This window comes from Variovorax beijingensis (genome assembly GCF_007828835.1).
Taxonomy (GTDB): Bacteria; Pseudomonadota; Gammaproteobacteria; order Burkholderiales; family Burkholderiaceae_C; genus Variovorax; species Variovorax beijingensis_A.
Window position 1 is genome coordinate 1 of sequence record NZ_VIVL01000012.1, and the last position, 23907, is coordinate 23907.

Sequence of the window (23907 nt, forward strand, 5' to 3'; positions counted from 1 at the left end):
GCACCGGGTTGTCTTCGCCGATATAGTCGTCAAGGCACTCTGGCAGCAGAGTGACCTGCTGTCGATCCTCGCCTTCGATGAATCGCTTCATGTGGTTGCCCTTCAGTAGCGTTGCCACAATCTAGGCGAGCACCGTCAGTTATTCAACCCGTTTTCACACGGCCTCGGCCAAGACCAGACATTCATCGCAACGACCCAACATGCCGAGCGAAAGCGTCTACTGGCCCTTTGTCAACCCTCCTAACGTGGCCTGCTTCACGGTCAAGGCGGTTACGGTCGGCCAGGCGCGGTCGGTCGACCCGGGCTCAGTGCAGCCCACAACACGCGCACCCTCTTGGATAGCGCGCTGCCAACCGACGTGGCATTGCGCCAAGCGCCAGCAGAATGACAAAATTCTGGGATCCATGGCCTAGAATGCAAAAAATCCTGTAACATTTAGGAAAAAAATGGCCTACGTAGGCTACGAATACGTGCGGTCGAGCCTGGCCCTGCCGATCTTCGAAGTGCGCCGACCCGCTTTGGTCAAACCGGTCACGCGCATCATGTCATCGGCGGAAGCACTTGGCGTGCCGGCCTCGCTGGCGCCGGCCGACGGCGACTTTGTAGCGCACTTGCTCTTTGCCCTCAAGCATGAGGGCGTGAACCTGCAGGTGCTTGCAAGCGCATCCCAGCACCTCGCCGCCTCCGACCTGGCCGCGGCGCTTGCCGCGACTCCGAATGGACAATACGTGCGAATGCTCTGCAGCGCATGGGAACACTTCACCGGCAACCAGGTGGTGGCCCAGCCGGTCATCACCGCGGGCTATGTTGACTTGTTCGACGAGGGTCGTTACTACACGGGCGGTACCGACCGCGACTCTCGATGGCGAGTCAACTTCAACGGCCTCGGAACCTGGGACTACTGCGTCACCGTAGAGCGCACGCCCGCGATCAGGGACGGGCTGGACTTTGATGTGCTGGGGGCCACTCGTGACTTCGCCGCCTCCCTCAACAGCGAACTCCTTGATCGCACGTTGACCTGGGCGTATCTGCACGAGACCCAAGACAGTTACGCGATAGAGAAAGAGGCGCCGTCGGAAGACAAGGCGCGCACTTTCATCCACCTGCTGCGTCAGGCGCACAAGCCGCGCACCCTTGACGAGGCGTATCTGGTGGAGTTGCAGGCCTCGATCGTCTCCAATCCTTACAACCAGGCGGTTCAATACCGGACGGAGCAAAACTGGCTGAGCGACGGCGGCCGCGGTGCGCTGGGCGTGACCTTCGTGCCTCCGCGGCCTGATGATCTGCCGGCGCTGATGGATGCGTGGTCACGTTTCGCTAACGACACCGCGAAGCATCTGGATCCACTGATGGCCGCCAGCATTGCCTCTTTCGGTTTTGTCTACTTGCACCCATTCATGGACGGCAACGGACGTCTTTCCCGCTTTCTCTTTCACAAGGTCCTGTGCCAGTCCGGTCAACTGCCCGACGGCATGCTCCTCCCGGTTTCTGTGGCCATGAAGCGCCACGAGGCACAGTATCTGAGCGTCCTACAGGACTTCTCCCGTCCGGCGCGCGCGCTGGTCAACGCCAGGGCGGCCGGCGAGGGCGACTTTGAATTCACGTTCAAGTGTGACGACACGATCTTTCGCTTCTGGGATGCCACGCGCTGTGTGGAATTCGGCTTGAGCATGGCGCGCGAAGCACTGGAGGTGGAGCTGCGCAACGAGACGAACTTCATCGTTCATTTCGACGCAGTGCGCAAACAGATCGACGATCAGTACGACCTGCGTGGCTCGACGCTGGCAACGCTGGTGTCTATCGCGCTCAACAACGGCGGCGCGATCTCCAATAAAAAGCGAAAGCGCTACGCCGATGAGGTCGCGCCTCAGATCTTCGATGCGATCGAGCGTAAGGCCCGAGAAGTTCTCACTGATGCCCTGGACGAATCTGATGGCGCAACAGACGACACCGACCGTGACGGGGTGCCCCGCTAAACGCTGATGCCGCCGGCACTTCCAAAGGGTCGGGGCGGTCGGACTTTTCTCGGGCCAGAACCAGACATTCGCCGCCACGGCAAAATTTCGGCTATACAGCGTCGTTCTGCTGCATGGCAGCGGGTTGGCGGGTCAGCAGTTCGATGCGCACGGACTTCGTGCTCGATGCGTTGGAGCAAGCGCTGTACGACCGCCAACCCGAGAGCGATGGCAGCTTGATTTGCCACTCGGATCGCGGCTCGCAATACGTCTGACGAAGGGCCGGATCGCGTTCTCCACCGGGTTGGAGTCCAGCGGCCAAGCGCCGTTTTCCAAGAACCGCACGAGCTTGGGCCACTGTCCGTGCAGGTAGTGCAGTGCTTCGCCCGGCAGGCTCGTCGGTGAGACGCCGTGCAGATCAGGATTTCTTCATGCTTTGCTTTCAGTTTGCGCAGTTTCCTGGGTTGCACCCTCGTTGCCACGGCGCGCGCGCTCGCTGCGCGTGCGATCGAGCGCGGCATGGCTTCTCCTGGCGGCCGCCTCGCATTTCTCGTGCAGCTCGGCCAGTTCCTTGTCCGTGAGCTTCTCGATGCCCATGAACTCGTCACCAGCGTTCGATGACCGGATCAGCTCGTCGAGCTTGGTCTGAAGCGCCGCGCCATCGCGGTTCTGCGTGTTCTGGATCAGGAACACCATGAGGAACGTGACGATGGTGGTGCCGGTGTTGATGGTCAGCTGCCAGTTCTCGGAAAAATGGAAGAAGGGCCCCGCCGCCGCCCACGCAACGACCAGCGCGACACAGATCAGGAATGCGATCGGACTGCCGGCCGCGCGCGCCGTGGCATTGGCGAAGGATGCGAAGAACTTGTCCATGTCGCGCAGCGTGCTGCGTTGGCAACCGCAGGGCGTCATCCTTCGTCGATAAAGAGAGTTTGAATTTTTCCCTTGTGCTTGTGAGACGGCAGCCGGCGGGTAGGAAAGTACCGACCCGCACTGGCGGCACCTGCTTGCGCGGGACCGGCCCCGGCTGCCGCTCAGATGGCAGGGGTCAGGCAATGGAGGTGATCCCATGCATGCAAGAGTCCGTTTCCTCGGCCACTCGGTGCACCAGATGCTCGTGGTGTTTCCGCTCGGGCTGCTCGCCACGGCAGTGGTGTTCGACATCATCTACCTGGCGGGACGCAGCCAGGTCATGGCCGCCGTGTCGTACTGGCTGATCGCGGCCGGCCTGGTGGGCGGCGTGCTCGCCGCGCCTTTCGGAACCCTCGACTGGCTGGCCATTCCTTCGGGCACCCGGGCAAAGCGCATCGGCGCCATGCACGGCGGCGGCAACGTGCTCGTCCTGCTGCTGTTCGTTGCGAGCTTTCTGCTGCGCGACCGCGACTATGCGCCGCAACTGAGCCAGATGGCCTGGTCCTTTGCAGGCGCGGCCCTCGTGATGGTCACGGCCTGGCTCGGCGGAGAGCTGGTGGACCGGCTGGGCATCGGTGTCGACGAGGACGCCGGCATGAACGCTTCGAGTTCGCTGCACAAGCGGCACGTGATCGCGGGCAAGTAGAGTTTGGTGCCGGAGTCAGGCCCGGCGAAGCGCGGGCACCGGACGCACGAACTCGGGCCGGAAGCAGCGCTGGCTGCCGTCGGGAAATTCGATCGTGACGGAGACCGCATCGGCCGCCGTGACACATCCGACCCCATAGCGCGGCACGCGCACGGAGGCTCCCCGCACAAAGGCCACGGCATGCTGCGGCGGGCCCGCTTCTGCTTCTTCCTTTGCTGCCGCATCTGGCGCGGCCGCGCGGCGCTCGCGCTCGTGGCGGGCCAGCCGCACGCAGTTGTCGCAGGCACCGCAGCGCTGCGCGAGCGCATCGCTTCCAAGGCCCGCCAGCAGCACCTGCCAACGGCACAGGCCGGTCGTGGCGTAGAAGGTCATGCGTTCCAGCGCCTCGCGGTCCTGCTCGCGCTTCTCGCGGTGTTCGTTCAGGAGTGCATCGAGTTCGGCGTCTTCGAGCGGCGGCTTCCCGCGCCAGCGCAGCCGTCCCTCGCGGTCGCGCGCCACCAGATCTTCCTGCCGCAGCAGGCTCAGCAGCACGCGAAGCTTGCCGCGCGGCAGGCGCGCGCGCTGCTGGAGCGCCGCCTCGCTCCAGCCCGGTGCCGCGGCCGCGTTCGACATCCGCAGCAGCTGCTGCTGCAGTGCACGCAGCTCGGCCAGGTCGGGCAGCCAGCCGGCCAGGAAGAACTGCTGCACGGCGCGGTCGCGCCGCAGGTAGAGAAGAACGCAGTCGGCGCGCTCACCATCGCGGCCGGCGCGGCCCGATTCCTGGTAGTAGGCATCCAGGCTGGAGGGCATCTGGTAGTGCAGCACGAAGCGGATGTCCGGCTTGTCGACCCCCATGCCGAAGGCATTGGTGGCCACCATCACGCGCAGCGCGCCGGCCATGAACGCGTCCTGCGCGGCGCGCCGTTCGCCGGCACGCCGACGGCCGTGGTAGAGGCCCGCGGACTCGCCGGCGGCCGCCAGTTCGGCGAAGAAGGCCTCGGCCGCCTTGACCGTGGCGGTGTAGACGATGCCGCTGCCCCGCAGGCCCGCCACCAGCGCGAGCGCGCGCCGCAGCTTGTCTTCCTCGCGCATCGCCGGCTCGACCGCATAGTGCAGGTTGGGCCGGTACGCACCGGTGTCGACGAGGCCGGCGCGCGGAATGCCGAGCTTCTCCATGATCTCGCCGGCCACTTCGCCGTTCGCCGTGGCCGTGAGCGCCAGCACCACCGGATGGTCCAGCGCGCGCACCGCCGCGCCCAGCTCGAGGTAGGCGGGCCGGAAGTCGTGCCCCCACTGCGAGATGCAATGCGCCTCGTCGACCACGAGCAAGGAGGTCGGGTGCCGCTGGAGCAGCGCCAGGAAATCGGCGTCGGCCAGGCGCTCCGGCGTGCTGAAGATCACGCGCGCCGAACCGTCGGCAATGGCGGCCTGGGCGACGCCGATCTCCTGTGCGGCGCACTGGCTGTTGAGCTGCACGGCGCTCACGCCCGTCGCGTTCAGCTTCTCGCACTGGTCCTTCATGAGCGCGATCAGGGGCGAGACCACCACCGTCTGTCCCGGCGCGAGCACCGCGGGCACCTGGTAGCACAGCGATTTTCCCGCCCCCGTGGGCATGACGGCGAGCGTGGACTCGCCGCCGACCACGCGATCGATCACGCGGCGCTGCCCAGGCCGCAGCCGCCGGTGGCCAAACACCTCGTGGAGCACGCGGTCGACGGGTGCTTCAAGGGCAGCGCGGGTGCGTTCCTTGCGGACGGCGGCCCGCGTCGTCGTCTTCGTTTTCTTCGGCGGGGGCTTCTGGTGGTGCTCTGGCATGCGTGAGCGCCAATCTGCCCGCCGTGCGAACACCGCCCTGTGGGCGCACATCCATGCGCCGCGTCGGCCGGGTCTTAGAAGTCGATGCTGGCCGAGAGGCTCAGCGTGCGCGGCGAGCCGACGAACAGGTAGCCCGCGGTCGACGTGCCCCAGTAGTCCTTGTCGAACAGGTTCTCCACGTTCATGCGGAAAGTCACGGGCTTGCCGCCGAGCCGCGTCGCATAGCGCGCGCCGGCATCGAAGCGATTCGAGCCCGGAATGTGCAGGGTGTTGGCAGGATCGACGGCGGTCTTGCCCGTGTGGATCATGCGGCCCGTGAGCGTCAGTCCGGGAAGGAACGGCATGTCCCATTCCGCGCCCAGGTTCAACTGCCAATCCGGCACGCCGATCGCCTTCTTGCCTTCCAGCGCGCTCGTGGCCGCCTTGGTGATGACGCCGTCCATGTAGGTGACGCCGCCCAGAACGCGCACACCGCGCGCCAGCTCGCCGGCCAGGGTGGCTTCGACACCCCGGTTGCGCTGCTCGCCGAAGACGCCGAAGGTCGAACCCGAGATGCCGGCGCTCGGCTTGGTCAGCTCGAACAGGCTGACGGCTGCCACCATGCCTGCGTCGAGGTCGAACTTGACGCCGATCTCCTTCTGCTTGGACTTGTACGGCGGCATGACCGCACCCGGATTGCTGATCGCTGCGCTGATCGGCGCGACGTCCCCGCGCGACAGGCCCTCGATGTAGCTCGCATAGAGCGAGATGTTCGGCTGGAGCTTGTAGACCACGCCGGCCACCGGCGTGGTGGCGCTCTCGTCGTAGTAGGCGCCGCTCGCCTGGCCGGTGGAAAAGTCGTAGTTCTGCCCGGCCACCTGCTGCCGGCGCAGGCCCAGGGTCACGCGCAGCCGGTCGTCCATGAACGACAGCGTGTCGGCCAGTGCCACGCTGGTCAATTTGGTGTCGAGGTACGGGCGCAGCGGGTTGCGGATGCCGGCCGTGGACGGCGTCGGGAACAGCAATCCGGCATACAGGTTGGAACTGCCGCCGGGGTAGCCCGTGTAGAAGCCCAGCAGCTGATCCTGTTCGAGGCGCGAGAAGCTCAACGCCGCCTCATGCTTCACGGGGCCGGTCGAGAACCTGCCGCGCAGGCCCGCGTCCAGCGACTTGCTCTCGACGGACATGCGTTGCCAGCCGCCGAAGAACGAGTAGTTGCCGGCGGTGTCCGTGATGACCGGGTTGGATGCGACCGCGCCCCAGTTCAGCTTGCGCTGGCCGTAGCTGGCGTAGGCCGTGAGGTGGTCGTTCAGGTCGTATTCGGCCTTGAGCACCGCCGAGCCATTGCGCCCGTCGGACCAGCCCAGACCCGGATAGGGATAGCTGTTGTCCGGCGCGCGCGGCACGGCGGCGAGCGTCGGGCCCGTCTGGAACTGGCGCACGACATTGTCGATGCGCTCCTTCTGCGCCAGCAGGTCCAGCGAAGCGCGCAGTGCGCGGCCCCGATAGTCCAGGGCGACGGCGCCCAGGCTTTCACGCGTGGACTGGCCCTTGATGGCCGTGTCGCCTTCGCGCTGCATCGCGTTGATGCGCACGCCGAACGATCCGTCCGGCCCGAAGCGCCGGCCGATGTCGACATGGCCGCCGAACACGGCGTCGGACGAGGCGCTGCCGGTGAAGCGCGTGATCGGCTCGCTTTCCGCGCGCTTGGGGACGAGGTTGACCACGCCGCCCACGCTGCCGCCGGGCGTCATGCCGAACAGCGAGGCGGACGGACCCTTGATGATCTCGACCCGCTCCACCGCTTCCAGGGGGGCGCGCCAGTACGGCGTCACGCCGAACACGCCGTTCAGCGCAAAGTCGCTGCTCGGGACGCTGAAGCCGCGGATCGTGATGTCCTCGTTGAGGTTGGATCGCGCGCTGCCCATGCGCACGGACGGGTCCGCCGACAGGACGTCGGCCACCGAGCGCGCCTGGTCGTTCTCGATCGTCTGGACGGTATAGCTGGTCACGCTGAAGGGCGTTTCCATGACGGAGACGTTGCCGAGGATGCCCATGCGCGCGCCGCGGCCCACCTGGCCCCCGCGGATCGCGGGGGGCGGCGCATCGATCGAATCGCTCTGCTCGATTGCCGTGACCGGCGGCAGCGTCGCTGTTGCGGCCGGAGCAGGTTCGTTCGCCGGCCTTGCACCCACCGTCTGCGCCAGCGCGGCGCCTGCGCAGGACGCCATGCTGGCCGCGAACGCCGCCTGCACCGCGACGGCCAACTTCGATTTCACGCCGCGCCGGCGCCCGCACAAATGATCGACCATAAGCCTTCTGTCCATTGATGATAATGAGAAGTATTTGCATTCGTATCATCAAAGTCAAGATGCTTCCCTGCCGATCGAGGGGGAAGAGGGGCAGATGCCTGCCGCTAGGATAGGCAGTGCACAACACCCAGCCATGAGCAAAGCCATTCCTCCGCCGGACAAGGCAAGGGCCGCCGTCCCGTTCGGCGGGTACGCCGATTTCCGCGGCGGCATCGTCGAATTGCTCGATGCGGCGCGGCGGGCCGCCGCGCGCAGCGTCAATGCGTGGATGACGGCGAGCTACTGGGAGATCGGCCGGCGGATCGTCGAGGCCGAGCAGAAGGGCCGGCGACGGGCAGGCTACGGCGAGCAGCTGATCGAGCGGCTTTCGCTCGATCTGACGAGCCGGTTCGGCCGGGGCTTCAGCCGCCAGAACCTGCAGCAGATGCGCTCGTTCTTCCTGGCCTGGCCGATTCGCCAGACAGTGTCTGGCGAATCTCCTGCACTGCCGTCGCCCGGACAGGCAGTGCCGGAGACCGATGGGCCATTGTTCGCCAGCGATCCTGCCGGCGCTCCCGGATCATGGCCGTTGGAAGACCTCGCGCGGATGTTCACACTGCCCTGGTCCGCCTACGTCCGGCTGCTGTCGGTCAAGGACGGCAACGCACGCCGGTTCTATGAAGCCGAGGCGCTGCGCGGCGGATGGAGCGTGCGCCAGCTCGACCGCCAGATCGGCAGCCAGTTCTACGAGCGCACCGCGCTCTCCAGCAACAAGGCCGCGATGCTCGCGAAGGGCGCGGTCCCGAAGCCGCAGGATGCGGTGACGCCCGACGACGCGATCAAGGACCCCTACGTGCTGGAGTTCCTCGATCTCCGGGACGAGTACTCCGAATCCGACCTGGAGGCGGCCCTGATCCACCGGCTGGAAGACTTCCTGCTCGAGCTCGGCGGCGACTTCAGCTTCGTCGGGCGGCAGCGAAGGCTGCGCATCGACCAGACCTGGTACCGCGTGGACCTGCTGTTCTTCCACCGGCGCCTGCGCTGCCTCGTCATCATCGACCTGAAGCTGGGCGGGCTGACGCATGCGGACGTGGGGCAGATGCACATGTACTGCAACTACGCCCGGGCGCACTGGACGCTGCCCGACGAGAACCCGCCGGTCGGCCTGATCCTCTGTGCCGACAAGGGCCAGGCGCTGGCGCGCTATGCGCTCGAGGGACTGCCCAGCAAGATCATGGCCGCGAACTACCGCACCGTGCTGCCGGATGCAGAGCTGTTGCAGAGCGAACTCGAGAAGACGCGGCGCATGCTGGAGACGCGCGGCGCCTTCCGCGGCAGGGACCAGCCGGGCGGCGCGGCCGGGCAATAGGATCCTGCGGATTTCTTTTCCGCGCCGAATCCTTTGGGCCCTGAAGCGGCCTCCATGCAAGGGTCAACAATCACCGGAGCCCGCACCATGTTTCATCTCAAACGCAATGTCCCGTCTTGGGAGCGCGCAGTTCGGCTGTGCCTCGGCGCCTTCGCCGCCCTGGGCGCTTTCTACTTCTTGCCGGCAGGGGCGCTTCGCATGCTGGGGTTCGGTGCCGCGGGAATGCTCGCGGCCACGGCCATCGCCGGGTTCTGTCCCGCCTGCGCGATGCTGGGCCGGAAGGTCGCGGGCCCCGCCCGATGATCGGCGCGTCCGCTGCGCTGATCGAAGCCGCCTGCGCCGGGGACGAGCGGGCGCTGTCCCAATTGCTGCGCGCCTGCCAGCCCGACCTCCGGCGATTCGCGCGCCGCACCTGCTCGAACAGCGAGGACGCCGAGGATGCGGTGCAGGTGGCGCTGTGGCAACTGCACCGCAAGATCGGCACGCTTGGCACCGTGGCGGCCTTTGCCACCTGGCTGTTCCGCATCGTCGAGCGCGAGTGCTACCGGATCTTCAAGCGCAGTGCCGCCAGGGTGCCCCTTTCCGTGCCATTGGCAGAGGAACTGGCCGCGCCGCAGATTCCCACGGACCTGCGCCTCGACCTTGCGCGGGCCATTGCCGCATTGCCGGAGGCCTATCGCGTCGCGCTGGTCCTGCGCGATGTCGAGGAACTGACCGCCCCCGAGGTCGCGGCAAGCCTGGGCCTGAGCGTGCAGGCCGTGAAGAGCCGGCTGCATCGCGCCCGCGCGATGGTGCGCGAGAGCCTGATCGGCGGCGGCTATTGGGACCGGGATGGCGAATCGGGGCCGGGTCCGCAGGCGAACATCGGGTAGCCCTCTATTTCACTCGTCCAGAGCGGCACCCCTGCGCGTTCGCGCCAGCAGGCTGCGCACCGAGGACTCGAGCTCGCGCAGCTGGAGCGCAATGGCGTGCAGCTGCTCGGCAAGGGTGGTGAATCCGGCCGGGTCCTCCGTCCTGGCGGCGGCCGGGCGTGCCGGCCTGTGCGAAGCCTCCGGGCTGACGGCGTGCATCAAGGCGGCGACGCTGGCCGCGGCGCCGCCGGCTGCATGACGAAGCGCGTCGACGGCCTGGTCGACCTGCACGTCGCGCCTTGCCATGGCATCCGCCACGGTGCCGCGCCAATCTTCCAGAGCACGAGGCTCCTTGCCGAACAGGTTGTCGATCTCCTTCATGGCCTCGATTTTGTCGGAGAACGGGGTTCACATCACGCATGGCCGCCGACGGCTCTCGAACAGCCTTGGCTTAGGATGCGCCGATGCTCCTTTCGCAACTTCCGGCGGATCGCCCCGAAGGGTGCCTTTCTTCATGAGGCCCGCCGGCCCCGTCGCGAGACTGCTCTGGCGCGTGCTGGCGCTGGTGTTCGTCGCCCTCGGCCTGATCGGCGCCTTTCTTCCCGTTCTTCCGACGGTGCCGTTCCTGCTCGCGGCCGCCTGGGCCGCCGGGCGCGGCTGGCCCGCGCTCGAACACCGGCTGCTCGCGCATCCACGTTATGGCGAGTACATCCGCCAGTGGCGTCTGAGAGGGGCAGTGCCCCGCCGCGCGAAATGGACCGCGACGGCCATGATGGCGCTGAGCTCGGCCGTTCTGCTGGCCACCGCCGCCCCCATCGCCGTGAAGATCGGCGCGCCGGTGTTTATGGCGGCCGTCGCGATCTGGCTGTGGAGCCGGCCCGACAACTGATCGTCAGACGACCTCGGCCGGACCGGTGAGCACGCGCTGGTACTTGCCCATCGCCTCGGGTTCCACGCCGAGCCAGCGCGCCACCTGATCGAGCGTGGCGCCCCTGCGCAACTGGCGCAGCGCGAAGGTGTGGCGCAGCAGGAAGGAGCCGCCGCCGGCCGCCTCGATGCCCGCGTCCTGGAGCACCTGCTTGGCGGCAACGTACTGCGCCTCCTTGCTCCAGGGCTTGCCGCTGCGCGTGGCCGGGAACAGGAACTCGCCCGCAATCAGCGTCTCGGCGCGTACCTTGAGCCAGTGCTGGAGAAGCTCGCCGGCCCACGGAGCGACCGGCGCCTCGCGCGCCGGCGAATTGCCGTTGCCCGGCACCGCAACCTTCCACGGCCGATCGCGCCGGCCGGCCATCTGCGACGTCGGCGCATCGAGCCGCAGCAGGCGGACGTCGCCCGGCGTGAGCCCTGCGCCCAGCTGCAGGGCAACGGCCGTCCGGTTGCGCAGCGCCTGCCAGCTCAGCGCGGCCTGGGCATGCCGGTCGCCCGCCGCGCCGGGGCGTGGCCGGGCGCTCGAGAGAAAGACGATGAGGTGCCGGGCCTCGGAGACCGAGAGGAATTCCGGTAGCGGATCGGTCCGCGCCGAATCTGCGTAACGAATCTCCGGCTGCGTCGCGATCCAGTCCGCAGCGGCGGTGTTGACGGGAATGTCGTGCGTCTGTGCATGGTGGCGCAGCACCCGGTCGATCAGCCGGAGCAGGCGCAGCGCATAGCGCGGCGACAGCGACAGGTCGTCGCTTTTCATGCCGAAGCGCGCCTGCTGGAACGCCGACAGGTCGCCCTTGTCCAGCGAGGCCAGCGTCACCGCGGGCGACTGGCCGAGGCACCAGGCCGTGAAACTGCCCCACATGTCCCGGTAGACCGCGATCGAGGAGGGCTGCCGCAAGGCGCCGTTTTCCTGCTGCGCGGCCAGCCAGCTGGCAAACGCCGCCTGATGCGATTCGCCGGAGGGTTCGGGGAAGAGGGGAAGGGACGGCATAGAAAATACGCTAACGGCAAGCCTTTGGATTGGAGAACAGTGCGAAGGCGGTTTTGGGGAAGGATCTGAAGGGGCAGATTGTGAATGGCGTGCCGTTAGTGTATTTGCTCGCCGAGCTCTTCTGCCCCCTGCCGGCGACGCAGCAAATACCACGCGGCCGGAACAACCAGCATGCTCAGGAGCGGCGCGGTGACCATGCCACCCACCATCGGCGCGGCAATGCGCGTCATCACCTCCGAGCCAGCGCCGCTGCCAAGGAGGATGGGCAGCAGGCCCGCCATCACGACAGCCACGGTCATGGCCTTGGGCCGAACGCGCAGCACGGCGCCTTCGCGGATCGCAGCGCGCAAGGTCTGGTCGTTCATCGGCTCGCCGGCGGCCAGGCGCCGCACCAGCGCGTTCTTGAGGTAGACCAGCATCACCACGCCGAATTCGGCCGCCACGCCGGCCAGCGCAATGAAGCCCACCGCCGTGGCGACGGAGAACGAGTGGCCCATGGCCCAGACGAGCCAGAAGCCGCCGACCAGAGAGAACGGCACGGCCGCCATCACCAGCGCCGCGTCGCCGAACGACCGGAACAGCAGGTAGAGCAGCACGAAGATGACCGCCAGCGTCGCGGGGACGACCAGCTTCAGCCGCTCGGTCGCGCGCTCCAGGTATTCGAACTGGCCGGACCACGACACCGCGTAGCCCGCGGGCATCTTCACGGCGCGGCCGACGGCCGCCTGCATGTCGGTGACGGCCGAGCGCAGGTCGCGCCCGCGCACGTCCACATAGACCCAGCCCGACAGCCGCGCGTTCTCGCTGCGCAGCATCGGCGGACCGTCTTCGATGCGGATCCTTGCGACTTCGCCCAGCAGCAGTTGCGCGCCCCTGGCCGTAACGAAGGGCAGCTGCCGCAGGCGTTCGAGCGAGTCGCGGATCTCGCGCGGATAGCGCAGGTTGATCGGATGGCGTTCGCGCCCCTGGACGACCTCGCCCACGTTGTCGCCGCCGATGGCCGTGGACACCACGGCCTGCACGTCCGCCACGGAAAGCCCGTGGCGTGCCGCCGCGAGCCGATCGACGTCGACGTCGATGTAGCGCCCGCCGGTGAGCCGCTCCGCCAATGCCGACGTCACGCCGGGAACGCCCTTGACTGCCGCCTCGATCTGCATGGTCAGCGAATCGATCGTCGCCAGGTCCGCGCCTGCCACCTTGATGCCCACCGGGCTCTTGATGCCCGTGGCCAGCATGTCGATGCGGTTGCGGATCGGCGGCACCCAGACGTTGCTGAGCCCCGGCACCTTGACGGCGCGGTCCAGTTCCTCGACGAGCCTGTCGGCCGTCATGCCCGCGCGCCATTGCGCTTTGGGCTTGAACTGGATGGTGGTCTCGAACATCTCGAGCGGCGCCGGATCGGTGGCCGTGTCCGCGCGGCCCGCCTTGCCGAACACGCGCTCGACCTCGGGCACGGTCTTGATCAGCCGGTCGGTCTGCTGCAGCAGCTGGGACGCCTTCGACACCGAAAGCCCGGGTAGCGCGGACGGCATGTAGAGCAGGTCGCCCTCGTCCAGCGGCGGCATGAACTCGCCGCCGAGCCGCATCATCGGCACCGCGGTGAGGGCCAGCAGCACGGCCGCCATCGCCAGCGTTCCCTTGGGAAAACGCAGCACCAGGTCCAGCGCGGGCCGGTACGCCGCCATGAGCAAGCGGTTCACCGGGTTGGAAGCTTCATGCGGAATGCGCCCGCAGACAAGATGGCCCATGAGCACCGGGATCAGCGTCACCGACAGGCCCGCCGCGGCTGCCATGGCGTAGGTCTTGGTAAAGGCCAGCGGCGAGAACAGCCGCCCCTCCTGCGCCTCGAGCGAGAACACCGGCACGAAGGACAGCGTGATCACCAGCAGCGAGAAGAACAGCGCCGGCCCCACTTCCACGGATGCATCGGCCACCAGCTGCCATCGCTCGGCCACCGCAGGCGGCCGCCCCTGCGCGGCCTCGAAGGCCTCGATATGTTTGTGCACGTTCTCCACCATGACGATCGCGCCGTCCACCATCGCGCCGATGGCGATCGCGATGCCGCCCAGCGACATGATGTTGGCGTTGACCCCCTGCCAGTGCATGACCACGAACGCCGCCAGCACGCCGATGGGCAGCGCCACCACCGCGACCAGCGCCGAGCGCAGGTGGAACAGGAAGACCGCGCAGACCAGCGCCACCACGACGAACTCCTCGATCAGCTTGGTGCGCAGGTTCTCCACCGCGCGGTCGATCAGCAGCGAGCGGTCGTAGGTGGGCACGATCTCGACGCCCGGCGGCAGGCTGGGCTTGAGCGCCTCGAGCTTCGCCTTGACGGCCTCGATGGTCGAGCGCGCGTTCTTGCCCGAGCGCATGACGACCACGCCGCCGGCCACTTCGCCTTCGCCGTCCAGCTCCGCGATGCCGCGGCGCATCTCGGGGCCGATCTGCACGGTCGCCACGTCGCGCAGCAGCACCGGCGTTGCGCCCGTCACCGACAGCGGGATGCTCCGGAAATCGTCGAGCGAGCGCAGGTAGCCGCGCGAGCGCACCATGTACTCCGCCTCGGCGAACTCGACGACCGAGCCGCCCGACGCCTGGTTGGCCTTCCCCAACGCCTCCACGACCATTTGCTGCGTGATGCCGAGCGCACGCATGCGGTCGGGGTCGAGCACCACCTGGTACTGCCGCACCATGCCGCCGATGCCGGCCACCTCGGCCACGTCGGGCACGGTCTTGAGTTCGAACTTGAGAAACCAGTCGTTGAGCGCGCGCAGCTGCCCGATGTCGTGCGTGCCGGTGCGGTCGACCAGCGCGTATTCGTAGACCCAGCCCACGCCGGTGGCATCGGGGCCCAGCGACGCGTTCGCGCCCGCGGGAAGCCTGCTCTGCACCTGGTTGAGGTACTCCACCACGCGCGAGCGCGCCCAGTACGGATCGGTCTTGTCGTCGAACAGCACATAGACGAACGAGTCGCCGAAGAACGAATAGCCGCGCACGGTCTTGGCACCGGGCACGCTGAGCATGGTGGTGGTCAGCGGATAGGTGACCAGGTCCTCGACCACCTGGGGCGCCTTTCCGGGGTAGGCCGTGCGGATGATCACCTGCGTGTCCGAGAGATCGGGCAGGGCGTCGAGCGGCGTGTGCGCCACCGACCACCCTCCCGCGGCCACCAGGAACAGGGTCGCGATCAGCACCAGGAAACGGTTGCCGACCGACCATCGGATCAGGGCGGCGATCATTTGCCGGCACCCGATGGCAGCCGTTGAATGGAGACCAGTTCGTAGCCCATGGGGCCGCCTTCCCTGAACTCGAAACGCACCGGGTCGCCCGGCTTGATCTCGGGGAAGACACTGGGCGAGGCCTTGCCAAAGCCCATCGTCATGGCGGGCCACTGGAGCGTCGCGACCGGCCCGTGCGAAATGGTGATGCCGTCGGGCGCCACGCTCTCGACCTTGCCTTCGGCCCGGTGAGTGACCACGGCCGATGCCGAGGCGCTTGCGCCCGATGTGGCCGCAGGCGCCGCCATGTTGCCGAGCACGGAGCGAAGCCGCGCTTCGGAGTCGATCAGGAACTGGCCGCTGGCCACCACCTGCTCGCCCTCGGTCAGGCCCGAAACGACCTCGGTGTCGTCGCCCACGTCCGCGGCCGTCGACACGTCGCGCGGCTCGAAGGCGCCGTCGGTCCTGCGCACGATGACCACCGTACGCCGGCCGGTGCGGATCATCGCCTCCGATGGCACGACCAGCCGGCTGCCCGCGGGCCCCGCCACCTGCAGCCGCAGCAACATGCCGGGCGTGAGTTTTCCGCTCCTGTTGTCGACCTCGAAGCGGGCCTTCAAGGTGCGCGTGGCGGTGTTGATCTCGGGCAGGATTTCGTCGAGCACACCGTCGAACGACTGCGATGCGTCGGCCTGCACAACGGCCTTGGCCTTCTGCCCGCGCGCGAGGCCAAGCGCCTGCGCTTCCGGAATCTCGGCCACGGCCCAGACCTTCTGCAGGCCTGCGATGCGGAACAGCGTCATGCCGGGCGTGACCGCGGCGCCTTCGCGCACGCCCAGCTCGGCCACCACGCCATCGACCGGCGCGGCGAGCACGTAGCGCGCCTGCGCCGTGCCGGTCTCCTCGCTGCGCCGGATGAGTTCGGCGGGAATCGACAGGGCCCGCATGCGGTCGCGGGCCGCCGCCACGAGATCCGGCGAAACGCCCGAGCGCCTGAGCGCGAGCCACTCGTTCTGCGGCCCGAGCCAGTCGGGCGCGAAGATGGTGGCCAGGGCCTGGCCCTTGTGCACGCGCTCCATCGGTGCGCGAACCGACAGGCGCTCGACGTAGCCGGCCACGCGGGTCTGCACCGCGGCGTTGAGCCGCTCGTCGAACTGCACGGAACCGATGGCTTCGAACGACGTGGATGCTTCGGTGCGCCGCACCTGCGCATACCGGATGCCGAGGTTCTGCTGCGCGGCGGGGCTGATCTTCACGCCCGCATCGCTGGCGGTGCCGGTGGCGTTGTCGGCATACACGGGCACGAGTTGCATGTCCATGAACGGCGACTTGCCGGGCTTGTCGAAGCGCGGGCCGGGCACCATCGGGTCATGCCAGTAAAGGACCTTGCGTCCGTCGGGCGTGGCGGCCGCGGTCGGCGCATCCGCGGCCTGGCCCGTCTTGCGGCCCAGGTAGAAGGCACCGGCGGCGAACAGCAGGGCGGCCAGCAGCGATACGCCTGCGGAGAGTTTTCGGTTCATTGCGCCACCTCGGCAGTGAGCGGCCGGAAGGCCAGCTGGATTCGGGTTCGCGCGAGATCGCGTTGCAGCGCCAGCAGCTTGCGCTGCGCCTCGAGCTCGGCATGCCGCGCCTCGAACAGCGCGGCGAGGCTCGCCTGGTTGGAGCGATAGGCTGCCGTCGCCGCGGCCGTCCGCTGGCCGGCGGGAACGACGACACCGGCGCGATAGCGCTCGATGCGCTGTTGCAGGCGCTCGGCATCGCTCGCAAGTGCGCGGTATTCGGCGCCGGCCGCGCGGGTGGCCTCGGCCAGATCGGCTTCGGCTTTTTCGACCAGCGCCAGCTTGGCGGCGGTGTCGCGGTCCTGCCGTTCGCCAGGCGCCACGGGCAGCGGAATGCTCATGCCCACCGACACCATGTCGGCATAGCCGCTGCGCTGGCCGTAGGCGAATTCCCAGGTCCAGTTGGGCTTGCGGTTGGACGCCGTGACCGCCGCCGCCTGCCGGGCCATGTCGACGTCGCGCTGCAGCGCGGCCACCGTGGCATGCCCGGCCACATAGGCTTCTTCAGCGGGCACAGGAAGCTCGCCGACGGGCATCAGTTCGTCGGGTGGCACACCCACCCAGCGTTCGAGCGCCACGCGTGCGGCACTCTGCTGCTGCCGGATGTCCGCCGCCTCGTCCTCCGAGACGCCTCTTGCGCCTGCCATCGCCAACGCCTCATGGCTGCTGCCGGCGGCCGACGACAGGCGCGCACGCGAGGCTTCCAGCTCTTCGCGCGCGTGGTGTTCCGCCAGCACGGCGAGCTTCAGGGTTTCGCCGGCGTAGAAGACGTCCAGGTACGCGAGCGCGGTCTGCAGGCGGGTCTCGGCCGCGGCCACCTGCGCCTGCACCCTTTCGCGTCCGACCGATGCATCGGCGGTGGCCTGGCGTGCCGCGCGCTTGTCGGCGGACAGCCATTCCTGGCTGATGCCGATGCGTTTCATCGTCATCGATTCGCGCGCGGTGTGGAAGCGGTCCGGCCCGGTCGCGGGCAGGTTGTCGATGCCGACGCGCAGCACGGGATCGGGAAGCTGGGCCGCGGCCTGCGCCGCCTGCGTGGCGCCCTGCACGCCGGCGCGGGCGGCGCGGGCAGTCTCGGAGCGCCGGGCGGCGAGCTCGAGCGCGGCTTCGAGGGACAGGGGCGCGGCCGTCGCAAGGCACGGCAGCAGTACAACCGCCAAGGCGGTTGCGCGGGAAAAGAAAATGGACATGGCAACTCCGCGGACGAACGAGGCAATCGCTGGCAAGCGGACGCGCCGCACCAGCACCGGTCAGTCGACGGAGGGGTCAGACGCGAAGTCTGAGGGTCGCAAGAAAAACGGGATCGGGCGGCGGATGCTGCCGCTCGGGCAGCGCCTGGCGCGGAAGCGGCTCGGCAAGCGCCGCCAGCATCAGCGGCACGGCCAGCACCTGCACGATGGCAGGCAGCGAAGGCGTGGCGGCCTTCACCGGTTCGAACGACAGCGACATGTCGGCGGCATGCTGGTGGCACAGCACCGGCTGGGCGGTGTCCATGCCCTCGCAGGGCTCGCCCGGTGCCATCGTCATTTCGGCCGCCGATGCCGCGTCCGCCGCCCCGGGACAGACGTAGCTTGCCAGCGCCAGCTGCGAGAACAGCAGCGACAGGACCACGAGGAACGCGGTCATGCAATGTCGGGGAAGGCGGTAGCCGCTCATGAGGCCCGCAGTGTATCGCCGGCAACCGATCGCCACCACCGGTGCGCTCCATTCTCTTGCGCCCGACAAAAAAACTTCCGCATCGCGCAGGGGCCTGTAACCGCCGCCCTACAGGCCGCGAACTAGCAAGGGACTGCGCATTGGGCGCGGTTGCAATTTCTCAATCAATTTTTTGGAGTTCATCCATGATCAACCGTTCGTTCGCGATCACCGCTCTTGCACTGGGTGCCCTTGCCGCCGGCTCCGCCATGGCGCAGGACAAACCGATGGCCGACAAGATGGCCGCGATGGAAAAGTGCTACGGCGTCTCGATGGCCGGCAAGAACGACTGCGCCGCCGGCCCCGGCACCACCTGCGCGGGCACCGCCAAGGTCGACTACCAGGCCAACGCCTGGAAGAACGTCCCGGCCGGCACCTGCACCACCATCAAGACGCCCAAGGGCATGGGTTCGCTCACGCCGATCAAGTCCTGATCGCGGCACCGCGCACGCCGCCATGTCCGACATCCCCGGGGCCGGCCTCGGCCTCAAGCCGGAGCACTACGAGACCGCGCTCGGCGCGCGTGCCGAGGGCCTGTGGTTCGAGGTGCATCCCGAGAACTACATGGTGGCGGGCGGGCCGCGCATCGGATGGCTGGAAGCGATCCGTGCGCACCATCCGGTGTCGCTGCATGGCGTCTCGCTCTCGCTCGCAGGCGAGGCAGAACCCGATGCGGCGCATCTTCAGCGGCTGGCGGCGCTTGCCCGGCGCATCCAGCCCGCGCTGGTCTCCGAGCACCTGGCGTGGTCCGCATGGAACGGCCAGTACCTTCCGGACCTGCTGCCCTTTCCGCGCAGCACCGCCGCGCTGCACCGCATCGCCGCCCACATCGCCTACACGCAGGACGCGCTGGGCATGGTGATCGCCATCGAGAACCCGTCCCACTACCTGCAGCTCGACGGGCATGAATGGGACGAGATCGATTTTCTGGCCGAGCTGTCGCGCCGCACCGGCTGCAGGCTGCTGCTCGACGTCAACAACGTGTACGTGTCCGCACGCAACCTGGGTTTTTCGGCTGCGAGCTGGATCGACCGCTTTCCGCAGGCGCTGGTCGGGGAGATCCATCTCGCGGGGCACAGCGCCGATCCCACGCTCGGCGATGCGCTGCTGATCGATTCGCACGATGCGCCCATCGCACCGGAGGTCTGGCAGCTGTACCGGCGCTTCGTCGACCGCGCCGGCGCCCGGCCCACGCTGATCGAGCGCGACGGCAACGTGCCGGCCTTCGAGGAACTCATGGCCGAGCAGGCACGGGCCGCGGCCGAGCTGCGTCGCGTGGCGCAGGAGGCCATGGCATGAACACGCCGCACGATCAATTCCAGCAAGCCTTTGCGCAGGCCCTGTTCGCTCCGGCGGAAGCCGCGCATCCCTCAGTGCGGGCGCTCGCCATGCAGCCCGCTTTCGCGGTGTACCGCAACACCGTGACGAAGGCCTGCATCGATGCGCTGCAGGCCAACTTCCCGACCGTTGCGCAACTGGTGGGCGAGGAATGGTTTCGCGCCGCCGCCGCACGCTACGTGGCGGCCCATCTGCCGAGCGATGGGCGCCTGCTGCACTACGGCGGCGGCTTCCCCGCTTTCCTGCGCGGCTTCGAGCCGGCCGCCGAGCTCGTCTACCTGCCCGGCGTGGCGCAGCTCGACACGCTCTGGCGCGAAGCCCATGCCGCACAGGACGCGCCGGCCGCCGACGCCGCATGGATCGCCCGCCGCACGCCGGCGCAGATGGCGGCCCTGGCCCTCGCGCCCCATCCCGCGGCCCGCTGGGCCTGGTTCGACGAACAACCGGTCTACAGCATCTGGGAGCGCCATCGCCGGCCGGGCGCCGTGGGCGATGAACTGGCCTGGCGAGGCGAGGGCGCCTTGCTGACGCGGCCCGGCGACACGGTGAACTGGCACGAGATCACCCAGGCCGGCTGCGCCTTCCTCGACGCCTGCGCCAGCGGCGCAAGCCTTGCCGAGGCGGCGGAGCGCGCGCTGGCGGCCGACCCGGCGGCAGACATCTCGGCCGTGTTCGCGGCCCTGTTGCGGTCCGGCGCATTCGCCGGCACTTCGGCTTCGCCTGCATCCAACGAAAGAGCACCATGAGCACCACCCCCGAGGCTTCCGCCTCGATCGAAGGCAGCGACCATCGCGGTCTCCGCGCGCACTGGAACGCAATGGCCGAACGCCTCACGCGCGTCGTGGCCCACGATGCGCTGGCACTGGCCACGCGCGTGGCCGTGGCGGCCATCTTCTTCTACTCGGGCCGCACCAAGGTCGAGGGCTTCCTCACGCTGACCGACAGTGCCTACGAGCTGTTCCGCACCGAATACAAATTGCCGTTCGTGCCGCCCGAAATCGCCGCGCACCTCGCGGCCTACTCGGAGCATCTGTTCCCGCTGCTGCTGGTGCTGGGCCTGTTCACGCGCCTGTCGGCACTGGCCCTGCTGGGGATGACGCTGGTGATCCAGGTCTTCGTCTACCCGGACGCATGGCCGACGCACCTCTCATGGGCCGCGCTGCTGCTGTACCTGGCAGGCCGCGGCGCGGGCCGCCTGTCGCTCGACCACGCGCTGGGCATTCGCTGACGGACCGGCACCCGGCCCGCGGGCTTCCACCCTGTTGAATCGGGCGCGGCTTGCCTATATTGGGCCGCCATGCCTTCCACCTGGTTTCTCGACGCGCCACCTGCGGGCCAGCTGCTGGACGCCGGCGCCGTCGCGCACCTGCTCGATGCAGGCAATGAGCAGGCGCCCGCGCTCCACATGCTCGACTTCATCAACCACGTGGTGCCGGTCGAATACATCTCGCTCGTGGAGTACATCGACGGCGTTCCCTCGCAGGTCGAAGGGCATTCGGCCGGCCGGCGCGACAACATCACGGCCGAGTGCTTCTCCCTCTACAAGAAGCGGTTCCGGCAGGCGGACGACATGACCCGCCTGGCCGCGCGCATGGGCGGGGAGGCATTGGCCCATGCACCCGTCACCGCCTTGCTGTACGACGCGGCGGACATTCCCGACCCCGCATGGCGCGAGCAGATCTTCGTCGGCCGCCAATTGACGGGTCGGCTGAGCTTTCTCTATTCGCCCGTGCCGCGGACGGTCTTTGCCATCAACCTGTATCGCAACCGGCAGAACGGCAGGTTCGCGCAAGCGGATGTCGCGCAACTGCTCGGACTGGCGCCCCTGCTGAAACGCGCACATCGCAATGCGCTGTTCGCGCAGCTCGCATCGCCCGATACGCCGCTGCGCGTGGCGAGCATCGAGCGCACGCTGCAGCGCACGGCGCCGCAGCTGTCGCCGCGCGAGCGCGAGGTCTGTGCGCGCATCGCCTGCGGGATCGGCGCCGACGGCATCGCCGCGGACCTGGGCATTGCCGCGTCGAGCGTGGCCACGCTGCGCAAGCGCGCCTACCTGAAGCTCGCGATCCACGGGCGGCAACAGCTCCTGCGCTTCATCCATTAGGGTTTTGTACCCTTCTGCGAGGACAGACGAGCGCCGCGCGAATTCCTACATTGCCTGGACTCTTGGAGACAGGCATGTGGCTTCGAAACTGCTGGTACGTCATTGCGTGGGATCACGAAATTTCCGCGAACGCGCTGTTCACGCGCACGGTGCTCGGCGAGCCCATCCTGGTCTATAGAACCGAAGGCGGCGAACTCGTTGCGATGCAGGACCGCTGCTGCCATCGGCATGCGCCGCTGTCGCGAGGACGCAGGGAAGGCGACTGCGTACGCTGCGGCTACCACGGCCTCAAGTTCGCGGCCGACGGCGCCTGCGTGGAAGCGCCCGGTCTGGCCAGCATTCCCGCGAAGGCGCGCGTGCGGACCTACCCGGTGGTCTCGCACAACAAGTGGATCTTCGTGTGGATGGGCGATCCGGCGCGCGCGCACTGCGCCTTGCTGCCGGACAACTTCTCGTGCGACCATCCCGACTGGCGCTACAGGCCCGGCTATGTCCACTACGACACGCCCTACCTGCTGGTGTGCGACAACCTGCTGGACTTCTCGCACCTGAGCTATGTGCACGAAGGCACGCTGGGCGGATCGACGGCCATCGCCCAGGCCGTGCCCAGGATCGAGAAGGTGCCGCGCGGCATCCGCGTGACGCGGCACGTGCCCGACGTGCCCCCGTCTCCGTTCTGGAAGTCGTTCCAGAGCTTCGACCGCAACGTCGACCGCTACTTCATCTATGACTTCCTGCTGCCCGGCACCTTGCTGATGAAGTCGGGCGGCGCGCCGGTGGGGCAGGCCGAGGGCGACTTGCGCGGCGGCGTGCAGCTGCACAGCTGCCAGGCGCTCACGCCCGAGACGGCCACGACCACGCACTACTTCTTCCAGCAATCGCACCGAAGCAGCATCGCGGACCCCGCGGTCACCGAGACCATCTACCAGGGCCTGGTCACCGCCTTCGAGGAAGACCGCGCAATGATCACCTCGCAGTACCTGAACATCGATCCCGAAGCGCGGATGCTGCCGCTCGCGATGGACGCCGCGCTGGTCCAGTACCGGCGGCTGCTGCAGCAAGAGGTCGAGCGCGAGCAGCGCGCCTCGCAGGCCGCTTGACGCTGCGGACCACATCCAGAACAACGCCAGGAGACCCCGATGCGCCGCCACTTCCTCACCCTCGGCTTCACCATGCTCGCCGCGCTGCCGCTTGCGGCGCTTGCGCAAGGCAACTTCCCGGGCAAGCCGATCCGCGTCGTCGTCACGGCCCAGGCCGGCGGTGCCAACGACTTCGTCGCGCGCCTGATCGGCGAGCATGCCGCGAAGGCGCTGGGCCAGCCCTTCGTGGTCGACAACCGCGCCGGCGCCAACGGCGCGGTGGGCCTGGGCGAAGTGGCACGCGCTGCGCCCGACGGCTACACGATCGCGGTCACGCTCGGCGACTCGCTCATCAACAACGTCGCGCTCTACAAGACGCTGCCCTACGACCCGCAGCGCGACTTCGTCTTCCTGACGCAGGTCGTGCGCAGCCCGGCCCTCCTGTCGGCCAACCTCGAGCTCGGCGTCAAGGACATGGAAGGCTTCCGCAAGCTCGCGGCCCGGCCGGGCCAGCAGCTCAGCTATGGCACCTGGGGACCGGGCGGGCTCGGCCATCTGGCGGGCGAGGCGCTCAACCGCAGGCTCGATGCGCACATGGTGCACGTGCCGCAGCGCGGCGAGGCGCCCGTCATGGCCGACCTGCTGAGCCACACCGTGAGCGTCGGCCTCACGTCGGCGGGACTCGCGCGCCAGCATGTGCAGGCGGGCAAGGTCGTTCCGCTCGCGATCATGGGGCGCGAGCGCTCGGCGGTGCTGCCGCAGGTGCCCACGATGCGCGAACTGGGCTTCGACGATCCGCTGTTCGAGGCGGCGGTATGGATCGCGTTCGTCGCGCCCGCCAGGACGCCGCCCGCGGTGGTCGAGCGGCTGACGGTGGCGCTGCGCAATGCCGCCGCCATGCCCGAGATCCAGGCGCGAATGGCGGAGCGCGGTCTGGAAATGCTCAACACCACGCCCGAGCAGTTCAATGCGAACTACCGGCGCGACTTCGACGTGATCACCCGGCGCATGCGGGAGTTCGGCATCGAGGCGCAGTAGCCACCGCAGCGGCACCGAAGTGCGCCGTGCCCGCCGCGCGGCGCCGGCGCATGTCCGGCTCCTTTGCGAAGTCTTGAACGTCCTGGTTGGACCTCTGCGCTGAAAAGCGCGCCCGAAGAGGTGAATTCCTTTATAGTCAACCAATCAGTTCACTATTTTCG

General features: G+C 68.2%; 22 protein-coding genes and 2 pseudogenes. 14 read left to right on the forward strand and 10 right to left on the reverse strand.

Features of this window, described 5'->3' with window-relative positions; genetic code table 11:
- Window positions 1-446 precede the first annotated feature (446 nt).
- A complete protein-coding gene (locus FB547_RS27080; protein WP_145746732.1) occupies window positions 447-1976 on the forward strand; it encodes a Fic family protein in 1530 nt (509 codons plus the stop codon).
- 119 nt (window positions 1977-2095) lie between these two features.
- Window positions 2096-2227: pseudogene (locus FB547_RS27085) on the forward strand (IS3 family transposase); the annotation flags it as partial.
- A gap of 1 nt (window position 2228) precedes the next feature.
- On the opposite strand, the pseudogene FB547_RS27090 reads toward FB547_RS27085, so the two are convergent.
- Together FB547_RS27090 and FB547_RS27095 are read right to left on the reverse strand one after the other, a co-directional pair.
- A pseudogene (locus FB547_RS27090) lies at window positions 2229-2372 on the reverse strand (transposase); the annotation flags it as partial.
- A 12-nt stretch (window positions 2373-2384) separates the two neighbouring features.
- Complete coding sequence (locus FB547_RS27095) at window positions 2385-2828, reverse strand: low affinity iron permease family protein (RefSeq protein ID WP_145746733.1); 444 nt, start codon at window positions 2826-2828, stop codon at window positions 2385-2387.
- Window positions 2829-3024: 196 nt separating this feature from the next.
- Between FB547_RS27095 and FB547_RS27100 the strand changes: the two genes are divergently transcribed.
- Window positions 3025-3513, forward strand: coding sequence for a DUF2231 domain-containing protein (locus FB547_RS27100; RefSeq protein WP_145746734.1), 489 nt, complete (start codon window positions 3025-3027; stop codon window positions 3511-3513).
- A 15-nt stretch (window positions 3514-3528) separates the two neighbouring features.
- Here the strand turns inward: FB547_RS27100 and FB547_RS27105 are convergent, their stop codons facing one another.
- Entirely contained in the window at window positions 3529-5307 is a 1779-nt protein-coding gene (locus FB547_RS27105) for a RecQ family ATP-dependent DNA helicase (RefSeq protein WP_145746735.1), read from the reverse strand.
- A gap of 74 nt (window positions 5308-5381) precedes the next feature.
- Window positions 5382-7565: a TonB-dependent receptor gene (locus FB547_RS27110; RefSeq protein ID WP_261380408.1), complete on the reverse strand. Its 2184-nt coding sequence runs from the start codon at window positions 7563-7565 to the stop codon at window positions 5382-5384.
- Between the two features lie 166 nt (window positions 7566-7731).
- Here FB547_RS27110 and FB547_RS27115 point away from each other — a divergent pair, with 166 nt between their 5' ends.
- The 3 genes from FB547_RS27115 (at window position 7732) to FB547_RS27125 (ending at window position 9818) form a co-directional block, all read left to right on the forward strand.
- Window positions 7732-8946, forward strand: coding sequence for a YhcG family protein (locus FB547_RS27115; RefSeq protein WP_145746736.1), 1215 nt, complete (start codon window positions 7732-7734; stop codon window positions 8944-8946).
- 87 nt (window positions 8947-9033) lie between these two features.
- The gene (locus tag FB547_RS27120) at window positions 9034-9249 is read left to right on the forward strand and encodes a DUF2892 domain-containing protein (RefSeq protein ID WP_145746737.1); all 216 of its coding nucleotides are present in this window, start codon (window positions 9034-9036) and stop codon (window positions 9247-9249) included.
- Window positions 9246-9818 (forward strand): RNA polymerase sigma factor, encoded by a 573-nt coding sequence (locus tag FB547_RS27125; protein ID WP_145746738.1) that lies wholly within the window; start codon window positions 9246-9248, stop codon window positions 9816-9818. Before FB547_RS27120 ends, FB547_RS27125 begins: the two co-directional genes overlap by 4 nt.
- Window positions 9819-9827: 9 nt before the next feature.
- Here FB547_RS27125 and FB547_RS27130 read toward each other — a convergent pair whose 3' ends face one another.
- Window positions 9828-10178 carry a hypothetical protein gene (locus FB547_RS27130; RefSeq protein WP_145746739.1) on the reverse strand — a complete coding sequence of 117 codons (351 nt, stop codon included), beginning with the start codon at window positions 10176-10178 and terminating at the stop codon, window positions 9828-9830.
- A gap of 133 nt (window positions 10179-10311) precedes the next feature.
- Here FB547_RS27130 and FB547_RS27135 point away from each other — a divergent pair, with 133 nt between their 5' ends.
- On the forward strand, window positions 10312-10686 hold the full coding sequence (locus FB547_RS27135; protein WP_145746874.1) for a YbaN family protein: 375 nt from the start codon (window positions 10312-10314) through the stop codon (window positions 10684-10686).
- 3 nt (window positions 10687-10689) lie between these two features.
- Here FB547_RS27135 and FB547_RS27140 read toward each other — a convergent pair whose 3' ends face one another.
- The 5 genes from FB547_RS27140 to FB547_RS27160 all read right to left on the reverse strand — a co-directional run bounded on the left by FB547_RS27140 (window position 10690) and on the right by FB547_RS27160 (window position 18118).
- On the reverse strand, window positions 10690-11712 hold the full coding sequence (locus tag FB547_RS27140; RefSeq protein WP_145746740.1) for a tyrosine-type recombinase/integrase: 1023 nt from the start codon (window positions 11710-11712) through the stop codon (window positions 10690-10692).
- A gap of 95 nt (window positions 11713-11807) precedes the next feature.
- Window positions 11808-14954, reverse strand: coding sequence for an efflux RND transporter permease subunit (locus FB547_RS27145; RefSeq protein ID WP_145746741.1), 3147 nt, complete (start codon window positions 14952-14954; stop codon window positions 11808-11810).
- Window positions 14951-16453 (reverse strand): efflux RND transporter periplasmic adaptor subunit, encoded by a 1503-nt coding sequence (locus FB547_RS27150; protein ID WP_145746742.1) that lies wholly within the window; start codon window positions 16451-16453, stop codon window positions 14951-14953. Before FB547_RS27150 ends, FB547_RS27145 begins: the two co-directional genes overlap by 4 nt.
- Window positions 16450-17682 (reverse strand): TolC family protein, encoded by a 1233-nt coding sequence (locus FB547_RS27155; RefSeq protein WP_145746743.1) that lies wholly within the window; start codon window positions 17680-17682, stop codon window positions 16450-16452. Before FB547_RS27155 ends, FB547_RS27150 begins: the two co-directional genes overlap by 4 nt.
- Window positions 17683-17758: 76 nt before the next feature.
- A complete protein-coding gene (locus FB547_RS27160) occupies window positions 17759-18118 on the reverse strand; it encodes a hypothetical protein (protein WP_261380409.1) in 360 nt (119 codons plus the stop codon).
- A 215-nt stretch (window positions 18119-18333) separates the two neighbouring features.
- Here FB547_RS27160 and FB547_RS27165 point away from each other — a divergent pair, with 215 nt between their 5' ends.
- From FB547_RS27165 to FB547_RS27195, 7 genes are all read left to right on the forward strand, one after another.
- Window positions 18334-18621 (forward strand): DUF2282 domain-containing protein, encoded by a 288-nt coding sequence (locus FB547_RS27165; RefSeq protein ID WP_145746745.1) that lies wholly within the window; start codon window positions 18334-18336, stop codon window positions 18619-18621.
- Between the two features lie 22 nt (window positions 18622-18643).
- Window positions 18644-19486 (forward strand): DUF692 domain-containing protein, encoded by an 843-nt coding sequence (locus tag FB547_RS27170; RefSeq protein WP_145746746.1) that lies wholly within the window; start codon window positions 18644-18646, stop codon window positions 19484-19486.
- On the forward strand, window positions 19483-20271 hold the full coding sequence (locus FB547_RS27175) for a DNA-binding domain-containing protein (RefSeq protein WP_145746747.1): 789 nt from the start codon (window positions 19483-19485) through the stop codon (window positions 20269-20271). Before FB547_RS27170 ends, FB547_RS27175 begins: the two co-directional genes overlap by 4 nt.
- Entirely contained in the window at window positions 20268-20753 is a 486-nt protein-coding gene (locus FB547_RS27180; protein ID WP_145746748.1) for a DoxX family protein, read from the forward strand. The genes FB547_RS27175 and FB547_RS27180 overlap by 4 nt, the downstream gene beginning before the upstream one ends.
- 69 nt (window positions 20754-20822) lie before the next feature.
- Window positions 20823-21629, forward strand: coding sequence for a helix-turn-helix transcriptional regulator (locus FB547_RS27185; protein ID WP_145746749.1), 807 nt, complete (start codon window positions 20823-20825; stop codon window positions 21627-21629).
- A 74-nt stretch (window positions 21630-21703) separates the two neighbouring features.
- On the forward strand, window positions 21704-22729 hold the full coding sequence (locus FB547_RS27190; RefSeq protein WP_145746750.1) for an aromatic ring-hydroxylating dioxygenase subunit alpha: 1026 nt from the start codon (window positions 21704-21706) through the stop codon (window positions 22727-22729).
- Window positions 22730-22768: 39 nt separating this feature from the next.
- Entirely contained in the window at window positions 22769-23746 is a 978-nt protein-coding gene (locus FB547_RS27195; protein ID WP_145746751.1) for a Bug family tripartite tricarboxylate transporter substrate binding protein, read from the forward strand.
- The last annotated feature ends 161 nt before the right edge of the window (window positions 23747-23907 follow it).